The following is a 17,479-nucleotide window of genomic DNA, read 5'->3' as shown; positions in this document are numbered from 1 at the left end:
GCAACAACAAGAGATGATGCTTTATACGATCGCCAAGCGCCTTTTCGATTTTCTCGCCGCTTTTGCGGCGGCCATCGTCTTTTTCATTCCGATCCTGATCGTCGCCCTCGCCGTGCGGCTGACGTCGCGTGGCCCGATTCTCTATTGGTCGGATCGCGTCGGCCGCAAAAACAAGATATTCCGCATGCCGAAATTCCGCAGCATGCGCACCGACACGCCGGCGGTCGCGACGCATCTGCTGAAGGATCCCAAGATCTATCTGACGCCCATCGGCTCCTTCCTGCGCAAATCCAGCCTCGACGAACTGCCGCAGCTCTGGTGCATCCTCAAGGGGGAGATGAGCATCGTCGGCCCGCGCCCTGCCCTTTTCAATCAGCACGACCTCATAGCCCTGCGCACCGAGTGCGGCGTCGACGCTTTGCTGCCAGGCTTGACCGGATGGGCGCAGGTCAACGGCCGTGACGAACTGCCGATCCCCGAGAAGGTGGCCCTGGACGAAGACTATCTGCGCCGGCGCTCCTTTCTTTTCGATCTCAAGGTCATTTTCCTGACAGCCTTGAAAGTGGTCCGGCGCGATGGAGTTGCCCATTAACAAGCATCCGGCGAAATCGACATCATTGATGCACCGGCATGGGAAAATGCCGTATTCCTGCCCCTTTGCGACCATAGGGGCCGTCATGGGGGCGAGAAATGCCGGATGATGAACCGACTCTAGACGAAGGCGGACCACATTGGACGACTCGCGCATGAACAAACCGCATGCTGATCTCGCAGCTGAGCCGATCGGCGTCACAAAGGCCTCAAGCAGCATGGCAAAGCCGGTCGCCATCATCGGTGGCCTGCTCTGGCTACTCGTCGCCTCCCCGACCGTGGTCGAAAGCGATGCCTATCGCTATGCCACCGCTCTCCTGTCCCTGATTGCCCTCTATTATTATGTCAAGGCACCCATACGGCCGCGCACGGACTGGATCGGCTGGCTCTGCATGGGCTGGGCCTTCTATGTCATGGCCCGTTTCTTCATCACCTTCTGGCTGACACCGCAGCACGATATCGGCGCCTCGGACTGGCTCTATGCCTTCCCCTTCTTCTTCCCCATCATGGGCGTCGCCTTCCTGCTTTATGAAGAGCTGATGGAGAAGATCGTCGCGGCCTATTTTGCCGTGGTCCTCATCATGCTGGTCGCCACGCAGCATCTGCGCGAGGTCTTTGCCGGCGAGACCATCCGCCCGCTGATCATGAACAATCAGATCCATGGCGCCGTCGCCTGCGGCATGATCGTGATCTTCACCCTGTTCTGGCTATTGCACTACCTGACGGACAAATCGAGCGACCGCCGGATCGCGCGCTTTGCCTATATCGTCTCGCCCTTCATCTTCGCGCTCTGTTTCATCGCCATCTACGGCGCCAAATCGAAAGGCGTCTGGCTGGCGCTCGGCATCACCCTGCCGCTGCTGGCGCTGATTACGCTGACCTATCTGCGCCTGAAGAGCGGCGTCGTCGCCATTATTGCCGTTGCAGCCCTTTTGATCGCCGGCATCTATGGTGTCAGGCACAATCTCGACAAGACGGCGGGACCGACCGTGTCGGCGGCAATTTCCATGGTGGAGAATGTCACCGGCGGCCATGATCTCGGTGGCGTGGTCTCCAATACCATCAGCTCGACCAACACCCCTGTATCAATGGACGAGCGCCTGCAGCTCTGGTCGAACAGCTGGGAGGTCTTTTCCTCCGCGCCGATTTTCGGCTGGGGCAACAGATGGCTCGAGCGCTGGGCCGAGACCCGCTATTCCCATATCCAGTACACGCTGCTGCACAACGGTTATCTGGAGATCCTGGTGCGCTACGGCCTGTTCGGCGCGGCAATCATGGGCTTCATGCTCGGCGTCTTCATCCGCGCTGTCTGGCGCGCCCACAAGGCCGGCATCATCCCGCGCGCCGCATGGCATGCCTATATCGCCTGCCTGTTCTTCTTTTCGCTGACCCTGCTCAGCAATTCCAACAACCGCCTGGCGATCGGCGAAGGCCTGGCCTTCGCCTCCTCCGCCTTCGCCTGCTGGTGCCACATGCGGCTGAAGGGGGACTATCTGACGATGTCGAAGGTGGAAAGGAAAAAAGCGACCGTGAAAGCGTGATCATGATAGTTGCACGAACACCTCGGCTGCGACACAGAGAACACCACGATCCAGTCTAGGATGATCTGTCCTTCCGGAAGCATTGATTGTGATGTTCGCTGTTTTGAAGGGTGAGTGCGACTGTTAAGTTTCATGTCCTTTTCACCTAATTTCCGTACAAGGAACGTCGGCTGAAGCGAACATAGTAAAATGCAGGGACTAATCATTTCTCCGCTCGATCACGGCTCAAAATAAATCTCGTTCACCCGAAACCGCCCGTCGATCCGCTTGCCCTGGACAATGATATCGACCGCAACCTTGAGCAGACTACGAACATCGCTGCGCTCTGCATCGGAGGTCCAGATAATGACTTCGTTGCAGGCCGCCACGTCGAGCTTCACTGCCGCATCGGAGCGCTTGAAGTTGGACGCGCCGGACCGTGTGACGGCTCTATCGCCTCACTTCTGACGGTCTCGGCATTGCCGCTGCATCGCCGTCGGCCGATCGCTTTTGCGAGCCTTCTTTGTTTTTCATGCGTGGCAGGCTTTTACGCCCTACGGGAATATTCCCGTCGGTTCCATGGGTGGAGAATGGCGTCATCATATGGAACGAGGTGCTCACTTATCTCGACGCCTTCGCGGTTGCCGGGACCATTCTCGGATTTGGTATTGTCGCAATCTCCGCGTGCATCTCGTTCGTCGTTTCCGATCCGATAAAGCGCGCCGAGCGCGGCATCTTCGGCGATGCCGATTGGCTGCCCATGCCGGAAGTGGCTAAGCTCTTCCCCTCGGACGGAGAGTTCGTTATCGGCGGGCGCTACCGCGTCGACCGTGATCGCGTGCATGCGTTGCCTTTTGATCCGAACGATCAGGCGACTTGGGGGCAAGGTGGCGAGGCGCCACTCATGACTTTCAATCAGAATTTTGATTCCACCCATATTTTATTCTTCGCGGGCTCCGGCGGCTTCAAGACGACCAGCAATGTCATCCCGACGGCGCTGCGCTATAGGGGACCGCTGATCTGTCTCGATCCGTCGACTGAGGTCGCGCCGATGGTTCTCGAACATCGCACCCATGCGCTCGACCGCGAGGTCATGGTACTCGACCCCACCAATCCGGTCATGGGCTTCAATGTTCTTGATGGGATCGAGAGATCGGCGCGCAAGGAAGAAGACATCGTTGGGATCGCCCATGCGCTTTTGTCGGAAAGACTACGCTTCGACTGGCTCTTATTTCCAGAACCAAGCGCACAATCTGCTAACTGAGCTTCTAGCTCATGTGATGCTATCGTCCGAATATGCCTGCCGCCGCAACTTGCGTAGCCTGCGCCTGATCGTTTCCGAGCCGGAACCGTCGGTGCTTGCCATGTTGCGCGACATCCAGGAAAACTCCGCGTCCACCTTTATCCGCGAGACGCTCGGCGTCTTCACCAACATGACGGAGCAGACCTTCTCCGGCATATATTCGACCGCATCCAAGGATACGCAATGGCTGTCGCTCGACAACTATGCCGCACTGGTCTGCGGTAATGCGTTCAAATCGAGCGACATCGCTTCCGGACGGAAGGACGTCTTCCTCAATATCCCTGCATCGATCCTGCGCTCCTATCCGGGCATTGGCCGAGTGATCAGCGGCTCGCTGATCAATGCTATGGTTCGGGCCGACGGCGACTTCCGCCACCGAGCGCTCTTCATGCTCGACGAGGTCGATCTACTGGGTTACATGCGCATTCTTGAAGAAGCGCGCGATCGCGGGCGCAAGTATGGCATCACACTGATGCTGATGTACCAATCCGTCGGCCAGCTCGAGCGTCATTTCGGAAAGGACGGAGCGACCTCCTGGATCGAAGGCTGCGCCTTCACATCCTACGCCGCAATCAAGGCGCTCTATACAGCACGCAATGTCTCCGCCCTATGTGGAGACATGACGGTCGAAGTCCGGGGACGTTCGCGCAACCTCGGCTGGAGCAATTCCGATAGCAGCGCCCGCCAATCCGAAAGCATCAGTTTCCAGCGCCGACCGCTGATCATGCCGCACGAAATCACCCAGTCGATGCGCAAGGACGAGCAGATCATCATTGTCCAGGGCCACAGTCCCATTCGCTGCGGACGAGCGATCTATTTCCGTCGCAAGGAGCTGAATGAGGTGGCAAAGGTCAATCGTTTTGTGAAATTCTAGGCTTTGGCGACAAAGCTGAAGCCTGTGACGAATCCTGGCAAGGAGAGAAAAGTCGACAGCCAGTCTTTGAAATTAGCGGGCCAATCTGGCAGCCACTGGCGGTCGCAGAACGCGATGACGTTTGCCGACGGCTTGCGCTAGTAACTTAAATCATGTCGAATCTGAGCAAGACATCGCCTAACGCGGGGACTGGGAAATATCCGACGAGCGTCGATCAGCAAGTGTATCAAGAATAATGCCGGTTCCGTTTTAAGATGCTTGAGGACGCCTAGGCAATAGTCCCTTTTGTCGATGTCGGAAACCGGTAAATTTCTGCGCGTGGCTTTCAAGAAGGCTGAGCAGATGTTTGATAGTGTAAGAGGTTGCGCATCCATATGCCCAATATTTAGGCACTCGTCAGCTACTGAAGATTTCTGCGGGTCTCCAAGTCGCTCAGAAGAACCTGGTTATTTTTAACTTTTGTAAGCTGCGCCGGTGTAATATTTGAATTCCGCCGTTAGGTTTGGTTAAGGTTGAGATCATAGAGTGATGTTCAGCTGTTGCCGTAGCATAACGTAAGTCGTACAGCATCTTTCAGATGCATCGATCACCACGCGGCTTATTGTGTTCTAAGGGATTGCTTTGAGCGACAGTCGGCAGATCAATTACTGAGGGAATTGGGGCAAGGCTGAAATACATGACTGATGAGCGAGAAAGTGCATCCTTGATAGTCAAGGACGCGAACAACTTCTTTCTATTAAGGGATGTGGTTTCAGCAATTTTCTGGCAGGGCGGCTTGTGTTCTCCTCGCAACAGCGGACGCGGAATCTAGAGGTGTCCGATACTATTATTAAGTCGCCGCGATCGTTTCTGATGGCGGCGCTATCGTCGCTGAAAATGGCTTCCCTTGGTATTGGAGCGACGAGTGCCCTAGTCAATGTTCTTGCGCTAACCGGCTCATTTTTCATGTTGCAGGTCTACGATCGGGTGATACCCGCACGAAGTCTGCCGACCCTTATCGGCTTGGGTATCATTGCGGCGACGCTCTATGCTTTCCAAGGGATTCTTGAGGTGGTTCGCTCAATGCTGCTTGTGCGCGTGGGCCTTTCGGTCGATGAGCGCTTTGGAGCAACAGTCTACGATTCTCTTGCCCTGTTCCCAGCGCGTGTGCAGGTACACGGAGATGGCCTCCAACCCGTACGGGACCTTGATGTCGTGCGCACATTTCTTTCGGGGCCGGGACCAACCGCTCTGTTCGATATTCCCTGGATGCCGTTTTATCTTGGTCTGTGTTTCCTTTTTCATATCTGGATCGGGGTCACGGCACTAGCCGGTGCCTTGATGCTCGTCGGCCTCACGATCCTGGCCGAACGGATGTCGCGCGAGCCCGCAAAAGAAGCAGCCAAGATCGTCTCGGAACGAATGGCGCTGGCGGAAGCAACGCGTAGAAACTCCGAAGCCGTACTTGCGATGGGTTTCGGTCATATGCTTGGCGCGAGGTGGGATGAGATCAATAGCCGCTATCTGGGCAATCATTTACGCTTGTCAAACGTAACCGTTACCCTCGGGACAATTTCGAAGATTTTGCGGATGATGCTGCAATCAGCCGTGCTTGCCGTTGGCGCGATCCTCGTCATTCGTCAGGAAGCTTCGGGCGGCATCATGATTGCGAGTTCCATTCTCCTCAGCCGAGCATTGGCTCCGGTCGAATTGGCAATCAGCCAGTGGAAGAGCTTTGTCGCCGCCAGAGATAGTTGGTCGCGTCTGACTAGGCTCGCCGACTTGATATCCGTCGATGGGCGAGAGGTCGCTTTGCCCAAGCCGGAGAAAACCTTGAAAGTGGAAAATCTGCACCTTGCGGCGCCGGGGTCCAAGAACTCGATCGTACGAAACATCTCGATAGAGCTCCAGGCGGGGGATTCAGTTGGTGTGATCGGCCCAAGCGCATCCGGCAAATCCACACTCGCGCGGGGGCTCGTCGGTCTTTGGCCACCGGTTGGAGGAGCGGTTCGCTTGGATGGAGCAGCGCTGCCGCAATGGGATCCGCATGCCCTTGGTAAACATATCGGGTATCTGCCGCAGGATGTCGCATTGTTTGGCGGAACTATCGCCGAAAACATTGCCCGGTTTGATCCGGATGCGACATCGGACAAGATCATTGCTGCTGCGAAGACGGCGGGCGTATACGATATGATCCTGCAATTTCCCCAAGGCTTTGAAACGAAGATTGGCGAGCAAGGGTCTGCCTTGTCGGGCGGGCAGCGGCAGCGCATTGCGCTGGCCCGCGCGCTCTATGGCGAGCCGTTCCTGATCATTCTCGACGAGCCGAATTCGAATCTCGACGCTGATGGAGAGCTGGCGCTATCGCGAGCGATCTTGAGCGTGAAGGCCCGTGGAGGCATTGTCGTCGTCGTTGCGCATCGTCCCAGCGCGCTTGCAGCGGTCGATAAGGTTCTCGTGTTGACGAATGGCCAAATGCAGGCTTTCGGACCGAAAGATGAGGTTCTCAGGAGGACAACGCAGCCCGGACCCGCGGGGCCTCAACCCGTCCGGCTGATTATCGGCGGTGAGGAGATGGCACAATGAACGGCGCTCTTACGCCGCTCGCTGAACGTGCCGTCCGGCGCCTGACGCTGGTTGCGCTCGCCGCCGTTGTCCTTCTCGTTGGCGTTTTGGGAGGGTTGGCTGCCACCATTCGTCTTCAGGGTGCCGTTATCGCCACTGGCACATTGGTTGTTGACAGCTATGTCAAGCCCGTCCAGCACCAAAAGGGCGGTACTGTTGGCCAGGTATTCGTCAAAAACGGCGATCTCGTTGCAGCTGGCCAAATACTCGTGCATCTCGACGATACGCAGGCCCGTGCCAATCGCGCCATCATCTCGAAGCGTCTGAAGGAACTTTCGGCGCGCGTAGCTAGGCTCTCGGCAGAACGAGATGCGAAAGAATCAATCGCTTTTCCAGAGGACCTTCTAAACGAGCAAGATATAGCCGAAGTGGCGGCGATACTCGATGGAGAACGGCGGCTGTTTGAAGATCGACGCTCATCCAGGACAGGCCGCAAGGCACAGTTAGCTGAGCGGGTGCGTCAGCTTTCGAAGGAGGCGGAGGGGTTGGGCGCTCAGCAGGAAGGCAAACGACAGGCGATCGATATCATAAATGCCGAACTCGCCAGTCTTCAGCCATTGCTTGAGCAGGGTATCATTCCCGCAACGCGGGTCTATAGCTTACGGCGCGATGCTGCGGACCTCACCGGCCAGCTTGGGAGCCTGATCGCCTCCGCGGCTCAAACCAATGGAAAAATCGCCGAAACTCAATTGCAGATTATTCAAGTCGATGATGATCAAAGAACCGAGATATCGGACCAATTACGCCAGGCCGAAAGTGATATCGGCGAATATTCCGAGCGGCTTGTTGCCGCCGAAGATGAGTTGAAACATATCGATATTCGCGCACCTCAGGAAGGGATCGTTCATCAGCTTGTCGTTCATGCTGCCGGAACAGTCGTTACGCCTGGTGAGGCGATCATGCAGATCGTGCCCGACAAGGATGCGCTGACGCCGGAACTTAAGCTATCACCACGGGATATCGACCAAGTGGCGGTCGGGCAGGAGGTGATGGTTCGGTTTTCGGCTTTCAATCAACGCACCACGCCGGGATTGACGGGCCGAATAACGAGCATCGGGGCCGACCTGACAACTGATCAACGCACCGGGCAGAGCTACTATGATATAAGAGTTACTATACCGGAGGTCGAATGGGCACGGCTCGGTAATTTGATGCCGATGGCAGGGATGCCGGTGGAGGCATTCATCCAGACGGATCAGCGAACGGTGTTGGCATATTTGGCAAAACCGTTATCCGATCAAGTGGTTCGCGCGTTTAAAGAACAGTAACGATGTGGAAATGGATGATGCTGGGAAATTAATGATCGCGCCAAAGTTGATGCTACCCTTACTTGCAAGCTCTTCCTGCCTCGTTTATTCAGCTCAGTAAAAATGTGCCGTTAAAGTCGCCATGCTCTCGGAGATCTATTGAATGCTAACAATCACCTATCCGGTTTCGGTTTTTGGAGACGATGCCGATGACTTGATCTACGGGCAGTATTGGGCGCAAACCTCACTCGATTTTTCATTTACGACGAGTGGCGCGCAGTATGGCAGCTATAGCACCGGGGAGCAGCTGACGTTTCAGCCACTCAATGCAACCATGCGGGCTGCGGTGAATTCTGCGTTGGCGCAATATGCCTCCGTCTCGAATCTTTCCTTCAACGAAAAAGCCGATGCGGGAAGTGCCACAATTAGGTTTGGCATGTCGGATGAGGCGCAAGATACCGCCTATACGTATTTTCCATCGAGTTCTGATCTTGGTGGCGACGTCTGGTTTGGTACGCAGACCGGCACAAGTGCGATGACCGATCCGATCAAAGGCAATTATGCCTGGATCTCCACTCTGCACGAAATCGGACATGCATTTGGCCTCAAGCATTCTTTTGAGCCTTCATTTTATAACTCCTCGGAGATGAGCATCTGGCATGACAGCATGGAATTCACTGTCATGAGCTACCGCTCCTATTTTGCGGCATCGACGAGCTTTGGTTACACAAACGAAGATTTCGGCTTTGCTCAGTCGTTAATGATGTATGACATCGCAGCCATCCAGAAGTTGTACGGGGCTAATTTCACGACGCATTCCGGAGATACGACTTACACCTTTTCACCCACGACCGGTGAAATGTTCATCGATGGTGTAGGGCAGGGAAAGCCTGGCGACAATCGCATTTTTCTCACCATTTGGGATGGCGGCGGCAACGATACCTATGATTTCTCAAACTACACCACAAATCAGTCTATAAATTTGCAACCGGGCAGCTGGTCATTGATGTCCGCTGCACAAAGCGCCTACCTCGGAGAGGGCAACTTCGCACACGGCAATGTCTACAATGCCCTCCAGTACAATGGCGATAGCCGCTCGTTGATCGAAAACGCAATTGGCGGCTCCGGCAACGATACGATTATCGGCAATGCCGCAAACAATACGCTGAAGGGTGGCGCCGGTAACGATTGGCTGAATGGCGGCGCCGGCAACGACTGGTTAGATGGCGGAGTTGGTTTTGACACAGCCGTCCTCAACTTCAGGCTGGCAGATGCGACGGTCGACTACGGCTATCGCGCAATGGTGGTCAAGGGCGGTGGAGCGGCGGAAAGCTTGGTTTCAATCGAGAAACTGCAGTTTTCTGATAGAACCGTTGTTCAGGGTGACAGTCTGGTCGACGATATGTTCTATTACACTCATAATCGTGACGTTCTTAACGCGGGCGCCGACGCGGATCAGCATTACTTGAATTACGGATGGCGCGAGGGGCGCGATCCAAATAAATTCTTCGATACCTCCGAATATTTGGCTAAGTATCACGACGTTGCAGCTGCTGGAATCAACCCACTACTGCATTATGATCAGTTTGGGTGGAAGGAGGGACGCGACCCGTCCGACGCTTTCCATACGTTGGAATATCTGCGGATCAATCCGGACGTCGCCGCCGCCAAGATTGATCCACTTCAACATTATCTAAACTTCGGTATCTATGAGGGCCGCCCTCTTAATGCAGCCGAGCTGTTGATCAACGGTACATACTATTTCCAGAGCAATCCGGATGTGGCAGCGGCCCATCTGGATCCGGTGCAGCACTATAATCAATATGGCTGGCTTGAGGGGCGCGATCCAAACGCGTTTTTTGACACCTCAGCGTATTTGGCAAAGTATAAAGATGTGGCTGCTGCCGACGTTAATCCGTTCACGCATTATTTGCAGTATGGTTGGCATGAAGGAAGAGATCCGTCCGCCAATTTTGATACCGCGGGCTACCTGAAGCTTTATCCTGATGTCGCTGCTGCCGGTATCAATCCTCTTGTACACTATTTGGAGTTCGGTATCTTTGAGGGCCGGACCTACGTGAATGACGGCGTGCTTGCATAGGTAGGACCTTAAGGTCAGTTGCGGGATTGGCGCAAGTTACGACACAGATGATTCGTTCGTGACGTAACAGGGTATGAATGGCCAAGGTTGAGATCCTGACGGGCGCCGAGCGACAACGTCGATGGTCGACGGAACTGAAGCTTTCGATATTGCAAGAAGCATTCAGTGCGGATGGCACCGTTTCGGATGTCGCGCGCCGGCATGACGTTCTTCCGCAGCAGATTTACGCTTGGCGAAAGTAGCTCTTGCCACCCGAATCTCCCCAGGCCGCATCGCTCATCCCGGTATCGCTTATCGAAGCGTCGGAGAGCGTGAGTGACGGTTCCAAGAGGAGCAGTGCTCGGTCGAGATGCAAAGACGTTGAAATCGTCCTGAGGATCCAGAGCCATCCCAAGAATCGGCTCCAGGAATTGCTTCCGTGGCAGTGGGTGCTGGCGAAAGACCGATACGAAGCTGCGTGATGGCACGCTCGAGGTTCATCTACACGCTCAAAGAAGTCGCCGTCATACTCGGCGAGAACCTTGAACTACTCGAGGAAGTCACCGCCAACTCGGACAATATCGCTGGGGGCGAATTGGTATATGTCCGCGATGACAGTGAAGATGGCACAAAAGGCCTGACCGAAAATGGAATTGATGACCTTCGAGATCTCCTGGCTGACATACGGACGTGGGATGGTGGAATCCGCCAGTTCCTCGTCGATGAACAATGCGATCCCGAGATGATCGAGCGCGTCATGGCGGATGAGCTATGCCGCAAGTCCTAAACCGCGCCTCGTAGACACAAAAATGCATTCACCGGACGCTCACACCGTATCCGGGTCATCTAACTTAAACAACGACACCGAATCGGCCGGCGACGTCAATATTCTCCCCGCGGCGGGTGTTTGGCGAGCATGAGGTCTCTCAGGCCTCGGCTGCCATCGCGATTGCCGGTGGCTGCGACTGCGGTGAAGATGCGTTCGGCATCGTCGTACATTTTTAGATTGAGATAGCAGTGTCCGCGCAGCACCATCAGATCGGCGCTCCTGCTGCAATTGCGCGCTGGTCGAGTAGAGCGTAAGCGCGTAGGCAACCCCACGCATCATTTAGCCTGTTGATCAGGAATCTTCTGCATGAATCATGCGAGGAATCTTATGAGCGACAGCGTGAATCAGCCACGAACATTCGAGGTTTTTACGGCGGTGCGGGCGCGACGCAAGCCGCGCGACTGGTCGGACGCGGAGAAGGAGCGGTTTGTCACTACCGGAGCAATACTCCTCAATAGCGGGCTCTTCCGCAATTTCGGTGCAGCTTTCTGAATCCTGTTGATTCGACACACGAATCAGCAGGAGTATGGAAATGGGCAAGCGCATTCTACCGTTGATCCCGCCGTCTTTGGTCGTCGATCACGTTCAGCAATCGAAAGAGGTAATATCGATCGATTGTCGCTTCCGATCGACAGGAGCCAAATGTCCAGACTGCCGCAAAGCTTCGCATCGCACCCATAGTCATTACGAGCGACGCCTCGCCGACCTGCCGTGGCAAGGACGTGCGGTCACAATAACCATGAATGTCCGTCGCTTGCGTTGCAGCAACGCGAGATGCCGCAGGCGCTTATTTGCCGAGAACGTAGGTGATGTGATCTGGCGGTATTGTCGGCGCACCAGACGCCTGGGAGATGTGCATCGCATTATCGGCATGGCAGTGGGAGGAGAAGCAGGCATGAGGCTCGTCGCCCGCCTTGGCGTGCCTGTGAGCGCCGACACCATTTTGCGGATTGTGCGGACACGACCCTCTGACAATTGGGAGGCGCCTCGCGTCCTGAGCGTCGACGATTGGACCTGGCGCCGAGGACAGCGTTATAGAACGATCCTGGTCGATCTCGAAACGAATAACGTCGTTGATCTGTTGCCCGACCGCGAGAATGACACGCTTTCGGATTGGCTTACGGACCATCCCGGTGTTGAAGTCATCGCTCGGGACAGAGCTGGCGCTTACGCGCGATGAGCTCGGGAGGGGCGCCGAAAGCGCAGCAAGTCGCCGATCGTTGGTATCTTCTGCGCAACTGTTCCGACGCCTTGCAGAATGTCGTGGAGCGGTGATACTGCCTTATCCGCGATGTTGGGAAGTCGCTTATGGCGCAGATCGATACGGATGATCGAATACGCGGCGAGCGAATGAAAGAAGAGCCGCTCCATAAACACACAGCACGGCAACAGCAAAACCGGCATCAACATCGGCGTGCTCTTTTCGATGAGGTCATCCGACTGAACGGCATGGGCTGGAGCCAGTTGGCGATCAAGCGTGAATTCGGCGTCGACCTCAAAACCATACGGAAATGGGTGAAAGACAATCAACCGGGAACATGGGAACGCAAGATCTTCCCGGAGAACCCAGCCGATGCCTATGCAGACTACGTCTGTAGGCGATGGCTTGAAGGCTGCCGCAACGCGACCCGTCTCTACAGGGAGGTGTGTGATCGATGTTACAGCGAGAGCGTAAAGACCTTTCGCCAGTGGGTGAAGGTGAGGCTGCGCGACGGCGTCCCCGCACCTGCAGTGTCTCGTGCCTCGCGCAAATCTTCATGGCGTACGCCTTCATCCCGGCAGACTGTTCGTCTCTTAACCGCCGAAATCGATACTTTTCCGCCGAGCGAGCCTTTGTGAATGCGATTTCCTCGGCCTCACCTGACGTTGCCACTGCTGCCGACCTGGCACGGCGCTTCCGGTCCTGATCTGTAGTCGGGAAATCGCTGCGCTGAAGCCGTGGCTAAATGATGCGATTGCCGGGCCGCTATCGTCGTTCGCGCGTGGAACCCGTCGCGACGTCGAGGCGGTTCGAGCGGCCTTGACGATGCCTTGGAGCACCGGCCCGGTCGAGGGTAAGATCAATAAACTAAAGCTCACCAAGCGTTCCATGTACGGAAGAACTGGGATGGACCTCCTGCGCTCACGCATCATCGGAAGCTGAGTTGCATCGAAATTGCGGAAGAACCTACTTTTGAGGATTTTTCAGTCGGCATTGACACCTTTGAAATCTGACTTCAATCCTTTTCCAACCATCTCGCTCATTTGACTATCAGACGGCAATCTGAAAAAAAGCGGCCATTTTCCAAGCGTCAGAGGACAAAATGTCGAATTATAAGCCAGCACAGGAAATAAACACCACTCCTGACAACGCTTCCGGGAACCAGGCTTTCAATCCGTTGGCGGCTTTACTCGCACATTCTATTGACCCCGTTTTTCGCACAAACTTGTTAGCGGAGGAGGCAAGTGGGTGGCACGGTCATGTACCTTTTGCGCACTGGCTTGTGGCCGCAATGAAACCTTCATGTATCGTCGAATTGGGCACCCATAATGGTGTTTCGTATTCAGCCTTTTGTGAAGAGGTAAAGCAGTCGGAGCTTAGCGCTCATACTACTTGTTACGCGATTGACACTTGGCAAGGCGATGAGCATGCAGGATTTTATGGCCATGAGGTTTTTGAAAAGGTTAAACAACTTAATGATGCCCGCTATAGCGAGTTTTCCACCCTTCTAAAAATGACGTTTGCGGAGGCTTCGGGTCAATTCGCCGACGGTTCCGTCGAACTACTGCATATAGATGGCCTACATACATATGAGGCCGTGCGCCAAGATTTTGAAAACTGGCTTCCAAAGGTTTCCCGTCAGCGTGGCATTGTTCTGTTCCATGATATAGCAGTACGATCGATGGGTTTCGGCGTTCATCAGCTATGGGCGGAACTGCTGGAGCATTACCCAAGTTTCAGTTTTCATCATTCCGCAGGGCTGGGTGTGTTGCTAATCGGCAGTGATTTGCCTGCCGCTATCGTTGATTTGGCGCATCTAGGGAACAGTGAAGCGGAGCGCTTCAGAAATCGCTTCGCAGTTCTTGGCCAGGCGGCGACAGAAGCGTGGACAAAGTTTGCGTCCCAACAGACTGCAAACGATGCCCTGGAGGACTTAAAATCCCAGGCGGAGGCGGAGCAAATTCGCCTTGCCCAGGTTGGCGAGCGTTGGGCGGCGGAGGCTGACGCGCTTAAAAAAAATATTAGTGTGCTTGAGGAAGATAATCATCGGCTGAATAAGAAATCCAAACAGGAAGCGAAGTTAAAAGAAGGGCTAAAATCAAATGCGCTGGTTCTTAGGCAAGAGCTAGATGCGCTGCGCGCCGAATTGTATCATGCTCAAGTGCTCGTTCGTCATCGTGATCAACTCATAGGCGATCTCTATGCTTCCACTTCCTGGAGAATTACAGCACCGCTTCGGCGGGCAAGGCTTCCGCTAAAAACGCAAGCGCAGCGAATTCGGCTTTTGTTGAACGCCGCTGCAGGTAGGAACAATGCGCGTGATGTTCTCAGAAATTCCATTAGGCGTCGTCTTAAGCTCAAATCGCTGCAGCCGGCATCTGTTATCACTGATGAGGTATCCAATAGCGCCGAATATGATGTTTGGATCGATAAATTCGACACCTTATCGGCAGACGATGAGAGGCAGATTCGTCGCCATATTGCGTCGGGTGAATTGCCTGAGATTTCGGTGTTGGTAGTTGTAAATGGAGCATGGGCGGAAACAAAAAAATCGCTTGAATATCAATTATTTAAGGCAAAAAATGTTGTGTACTGGGAACCATCGTCGAAAGCCGATGGATCGACATCTAAGAAGGGGCACGCTGACGAGGATAGCTTCGTTAGAGGCGGGGCGGACAATGTTCTGGGTGCCCTCGATACATCTTCTGTCACGCTCATAGTTGCCGGGGGAACACTCCTTTCAGCTCATTGTCTATACGGAATCGCTGCTGGCGCTGCGGCGTCAACAAATTGCTGCTTGATCTATGCGGACGACGATCGGCGCACGATCGACGGAAGGCGGGAGCAGCCATTCTTTAAACCAGATTTCTCACCCGAGCTACTGCGTTGGCTGAACTATATCGGGAGTGCGGCCGCGATCAAAGGCGCAGATCGTTTGCAGCAAATTGTCAAGAAAATTGCTGCAGGGGGCAACGTAGAGGACGCACTGGCGACATGTGCCAGCGCGCTAGCTCGCAGCGAGGTCTTGCATGTTCCGTCGATCCTATTTCATTTGGCAAAAATGGATATGCCAAAGGTTCACAAAGCACCTGAACTCAGCGATCCAGATCCACTCCCCTCCGTCAGCATAATTATACCAACGCGCGATTCGGTAGATATCCTGCGGGCCTGTGTCGAGAGTATTCTGTCACAGTCTGACTATCCACGACACGCAATTGAAATAGTTATTGTCGACAATCAGTCAATGATGCCTGAAACATTAATCTATTTTAGGAAAATAGAGCGCGAGAACTCTATTCGAATTCTTCCATATCAGCATGCGTTCAATTTCGCGCAGATTTGTAATACTGCCGCAGCGGCGTGTAATAATTCTATTTTTATATTTCTCAACAATGATACGACGGTTAACGATCCGTTGTGGATCCGAAAGCTTGTTCGTTATCTCGCCCAATCGGATGTGGGATCGGTCGGGGCAAAGCTGCTCTATCCCGATGGCACTGTTCAGCACGGCGGGACTGTCGTCGGCATCCAAGGCGTGGCAGCGCATACGCTCGTAGGGAAGCAGCCTGATGAGGGTGGATACGCCGAACTTGGGAATGCAACACGGGAGATGTCGGCCGTTACAGGAGCTTGCCTGGCAATTCGGAAAGAAGTTTTTACTAAACTCGGTGGGTTCGATCCAGCCCTTGCCGTCGCGTTTAACGATGTAAAGTTGAATATCGAACTGGTTCAAGCCGGTTATCGAGTAATCGGGATTAACGATCCGCTCCTAATTCATCATGAATCTAAAACCAGGGGGCAAGATGATACGCCCGCAAAACAAGCACTCTTCCGGAAAGAGGCGAACTATGCGCTTTCGAAAGGACGCAGCTTCTTTAAAAATGATCCCTACTATAGCCCGAATTTGAGCCTAATCGAAACGTATAAGCTGGCAAATCCGCCGCGAACTGTGTGGCCATGGCGCCAACATGCCTTGCGAAATGGTGAGCCGATTAGAGTCTTGATGCTCAGTGTCACCCATCAGGTCGGTCACGGTGTTGCAGTCGTGGTCGATCTACAGGCGCAATATCTTTTGAAATGCGGATTCGAGGTTTTTATCGGCGGGCATAAGAATGCCAACGAGTTTAGTTATCCTGGCTGCCGCAGAATTGTGATTGAAGATCCGGCGGAAGCTGCAAGGGTCGCTTTTGAGCTCAAGATTGATTGTGTCATTGTTCACACCCCTCCATTTTTTTCAACTCTTCGATGGATAGGTGGTTCGATCCGTTCAATCGTGATTGATTACGGGGAGCCAAATCCGGAGTTTTTCAATGACGCGGATTTGCGTCGCATGATTAACGTCGAGAAGCAGTTTTGCGCTCCTATGGCTGATAGAATTATCGGAATCTCTGAGGCTGTGAAGGCCGAATCCGATATGGCTTCGATGGAGGTGGTTCGGCTCGGCAATTCGCACCTTGCGGTCTGGCAAGGACAATCAGATATCCGCATTCAAGCGAGACAAAGGCTCGGTTTGGAAGGTCGTTTTGTAGTTCTGAACGTGTGTAGATTTCACCATGCCGAGCGGAGCTACAAGGGCGTGGATCAGTACGAGCTGTTTGTGGAAGAGTTTAAACTCGCATATCCGGAATTGGCATCGACTACTGTCTTCGTTTTATGCGGGAAGGCAGGACCCGAGGATATTGACGAAATGGTTCGTCGAGGCTTTATGGTCAAAGCTAATGTAACTGATGAAGAGATGATCGAGCTTTACATTGCAGCAGATTGCTATGCGAATTTTTCCAAATGGGAGGGTTATAATTTGGGGATTGGGCAAGCGCAGGCAATGGGATTACCAGTTCTAGCTTCAGATATACCTGCTCACTGGGAATTTAGGGATATTTCAGTTGGAACGCCAGAATCGTTAAGTCACGATCTGGCCCGGTTTATAAGAGAGCAAGCTCATGATGAGGGGGCAAGTGGGCGCGCCCCGATTATAGAAGGATGGGAACGGCCCTTGCAGCGTCTTGAAGCAATAATCAGAGAAACCGTTTTCTCCTGAGAGCTTTTGGGAGATCGCGAAGATCGATACGAGAAGCCCAGCGGACTGAACATGGCTAAGTCAAAGTGCACTCCTCATGCTCGATGGCAACGTAGAAGGCAGGCGCAAGTGGATGGCGTTCACGGATAGAGTTGTAACCACGAAGTCCACCGCTGGCCTCGTGGTAGAGATGAGTCAGCCCCCGACTCGGCG

12 protein-coding genes and 3 pseudogenes are annotated in these 17,479 nt (G+C 54.2%); 13 read left to right on the top strand and 2 right to left on the bottom strand.

What is annotated here, in order from left to right; translation table 11 throughout:
- The first annotated feature begins 16 nt into the window (after positions 1–16).
- Both GA0061100_RS14605 and GA0061100_RS14600 read left to right on the top strand, forming a co-directional pair.
- Positions 17–592 carry a sugar transferase gene (locus GA0061100_RS14605; protein ID WP_075853797.1) on the top strand — a complete coding sequence of 192 codons (576 nt, stop codon included), beginning with the start codon at positions 17–19 and terminating at the stop codon, positions 590–592.
- A 154-nt stretch (positions 593–746) separates the two neighbouring features.
- Entirely contained in the window at positions 747–2,132 is a 1,386-nt protein-coding gene (locus GA0061100_RS14600) for an O-antigen ligase family protein (RefSeq protein WP_075853796.1), read from the top strand.
- Positions 2,133–2,350: 218 nt separating this feature from the next.
- Here the strand turns inward: GA0061100_RS14600 and GA0061100_RS34365 are convergent.
- Positions 2,351–2,464, bottom strand: a pseudogene (locus GA0061100_RS34365) (P-type DNA transfer ATPase VirB11); the annotation flags it as partial.
- Positions 2,465–2,557: 93 nt separating this feature from the next.
- Here GA0061100_RS34365 and traG point away from each other — a divergent pair.
- The 6 genes and pseudogenes from traG to GA0061100_RS35460 form a co-directional block, all read left to right on the top strand.
- A pseudogene (gene traG, locus GA0061100_RS14595) lies at positions 2,558–4,288 on the top strand (Ti-type conjugative transfer system protein TraG); the annotation flags it as partial.
- A gap of 852 nt (positions 4,289–5,140) precedes the next feature.
- Positions 5,141–6,853, top strand: a complete 1,713-nt coding sequence (locus tag GA0061100_RS14590; protein ID WP_075853436.1) for a type I secretion system permease/ATPase — start codon at positions 5,141–5,143, stop codon at positions 6,851–6,853.
- On the top strand, positions 6,850–8,160 hold the full coding sequence (locus GA0061100_RS14585; protein WP_075853435.1) for an HlyD family type I secretion periplasmic adaptor subunit: 1,311 nt from the start codon (positions 6,850–6,852) through the stop codon (positions 8,158–8,160). The genes GA0061100_RS14590 and GA0061100_RS14585 overlap by 4 nt, the downstream gene beginning before the upstream one ends.
- A 142-nt stretch (positions 8,161–8,302) precedes the next feature.
- Positions 8,303–10,240 (top strand): M10 family metallopeptidase, encoded by a 1,938-nt coding sequence (locus GA0061100_RS35390; protein WP_075853434.1) that lies wholly within the window; start codon positions 8,303–8,305, stop codon positions 10,238–10,240.
- 77 nt (positions 10,241–10,317) lie between these two features.
- Entirely contained in the window at positions 10,318–10,482 is a 165-nt protein-coding gene (locus tag GA0061100_RS35545; protein ID WP_083961356.1) for a transposase, read from the top strand.
- A gap of 218 nt (positions 10,483–10,700) precedes the next feature.
- Complete coding sequence (locus tag GA0061100_RS35460) at positions 10,701–11,006, top strand: hypothetical protein (RefSeq protein ID WP_075853433.1); 306 nt, start codon at positions 10,701–10,703, stop codon at positions 11,004–11,006.
- Positions 11,007–11,101: 95 nt separating this feature from the next.
- Here the strand turns inward: GA0061100_RS35460 and GA0061100_RS14565 are convergent.
- Positions 11,102–11,282 (bottom strand): annotated as a pseudogene (locus GA0061100_RS14565) (hypothetical protein); the annotation flags it as partial.
- Positions 11,283–11,375: 93 nt separating this feature from the next.
- Between GA0061100_RS14565 and GA0061100_RS34985 the strand changes: the two are divergent.
- The 5 genes from GA0061100_RS34985 to GA0061100_RS14550 all read left to right on the top strand — a co-directional run bounded on the left by GA0061100_RS34985 (position 11,376) and on the right by GA0061100_RS14550 (position 17,287).
- On the top strand, positions 11,376–11,540 hold the full coding sequence (locus GA0061100_RS34985) for a hypothetical protein (RefSeq protein WP_208621536.1): 165 nt from the start codon (positions 11,376–11,378) through the stop codon (positions 11,538–11,540).
- Positions 11,541–11,580: 40 nt separating this feature from the next.
- Positions 11,581–12,228, top strand: coding sequence for an ISL3 family transposase (locus GA0061100_RS34110; RefSeq protein ID WP_159444781.1), 648 nt, complete (start codon positions 11,581–11,583; stop codon positions 12,226–12,228).
- Between the two features lie 128 nt (positions 12,229–12,356).
- The gene (locus GA0061100_RS34360) at positions 12,357–12,887 is read left to right on the top strand and encodes a hypothetical protein (RefSeq protein WP_143525435.1); all 531 of its coding nucleotides are present in this window, start codon (positions 12,357–12,359) and stop codon (positions 12,885–12,887) included.
- Between the two features lie 64 nt (positions 12,888–12,951).
- Positions 12,952–13,191, top strand: coding sequence for a transposase (locus tag GA0061100_RS35540; protein ID WP_143525448.1), 240 nt, complete (start codon positions 12,952–12,954; stop codon positions 13,189–13,191).
- Between the two features lie 160 nt (positions 13,192–13,351).
- Positions 13,352–17,287, top strand: coding sequence for a class I SAM-dependent methyltransferase (locus GA0061100_RS14550; RefSeq protein ID WP_075853432.1), 3,936 nt, complete (start codon positions 13,352–13,354; stop codon positions 17,285–17,287).
- The last annotated feature ends 192 nt before the right edge of the window (positions 17,288–17,479 follow it).

Origin of the sequence: Martinezella hainanensis (assembly GCF_900094555.1) — a bacterium.
Lineage (GTDB): Bacteria > Pseudomonadota > Alphaproteobacteria > Rhizobiales > Rhizobiaceae > Rhizobium > Rhizobium hainanense.
The sequence above is the reverse complement of the archived record's forward strand: the minus strand, read 5'-3'. Positions and strand labels throughout refer to the sequence as shown.

Coding starts and splice junctions, on each gene's coding strand:
- GA0061100_RS14550 (WP_075853432.1), top strand. CDS start 13,352: ATGTCGAATTATAAGCCAGCACAGGAAATAAACACCACTCCTGACAAC.
- GA0061100_RS34360 (WP_143525435.1), top strand. CDS start 12,357: ATGGCGCAGATCGATACGGATGATCGAATACGCGGCGAGCGAATGAAA.
- GA0061100_RS34985 (WP_208621536.1), top strand. CDS start 11,376: ATGAGCGACAGCGTGAATCAGCCACGAACATTCGAGGTTTTTACGGCG.
- GA0061100_RS14600 (WP_075853796.1), top strand. CDS start 747: ATGAACAAACCGCATGCTGATCTCGCAGCTGAGCCGATCGGCGTCACA.
- GA0061100_RS14590 (WP_075853436.1), top strand. CDS start 5,141: ATGGCGGCGCTATCGTCGCTGAAAATGGCTTCCCTTGGTATTGGAGCG.
- GA0061100_RS14585 (WP_075853435.1), top strand. CDS start 6,850: ATGAACGGCGCTCTTACGCCGCTCGCTGAACGTGCCGTCCGGCGCCTG.
- GA0061100_RS34110 (WP_159444781.1), top strand. CDS start 11,581: ATGGGCAAGCGCATTCTACCGTTGATCCCGCCGTCTTTGGTCGTCGAT.
- GA0061100_RS35460 (WP_075853433.1), top strand. CDS start 10,701: ATGGCACGCTCGAGGTTCATCTACACGCTCAAAGAAGTCGCCGTCATA.
- GA0061100_RS35390 (WP_075853434.1), top strand. CDS start 8,303: ATGCTAACAATCACCTATCCGGTTTCGGTTTTTGGAGACGATGCCGAT.
- GA0061100_RS35545 (WP_083961356.1), top strand. CDS start 10,318: ATGGCCAAGGTTGAGATCCTGACGGGCGCCGAGCGACAACGTCGATGG.
- GA0061100_RS14605 (WP_075853797.1), top strand. CDS start 17: ATGCTTTATACGATCGCCAAGCGCCTTTTCGATTTTCTCGCCGCTTTT.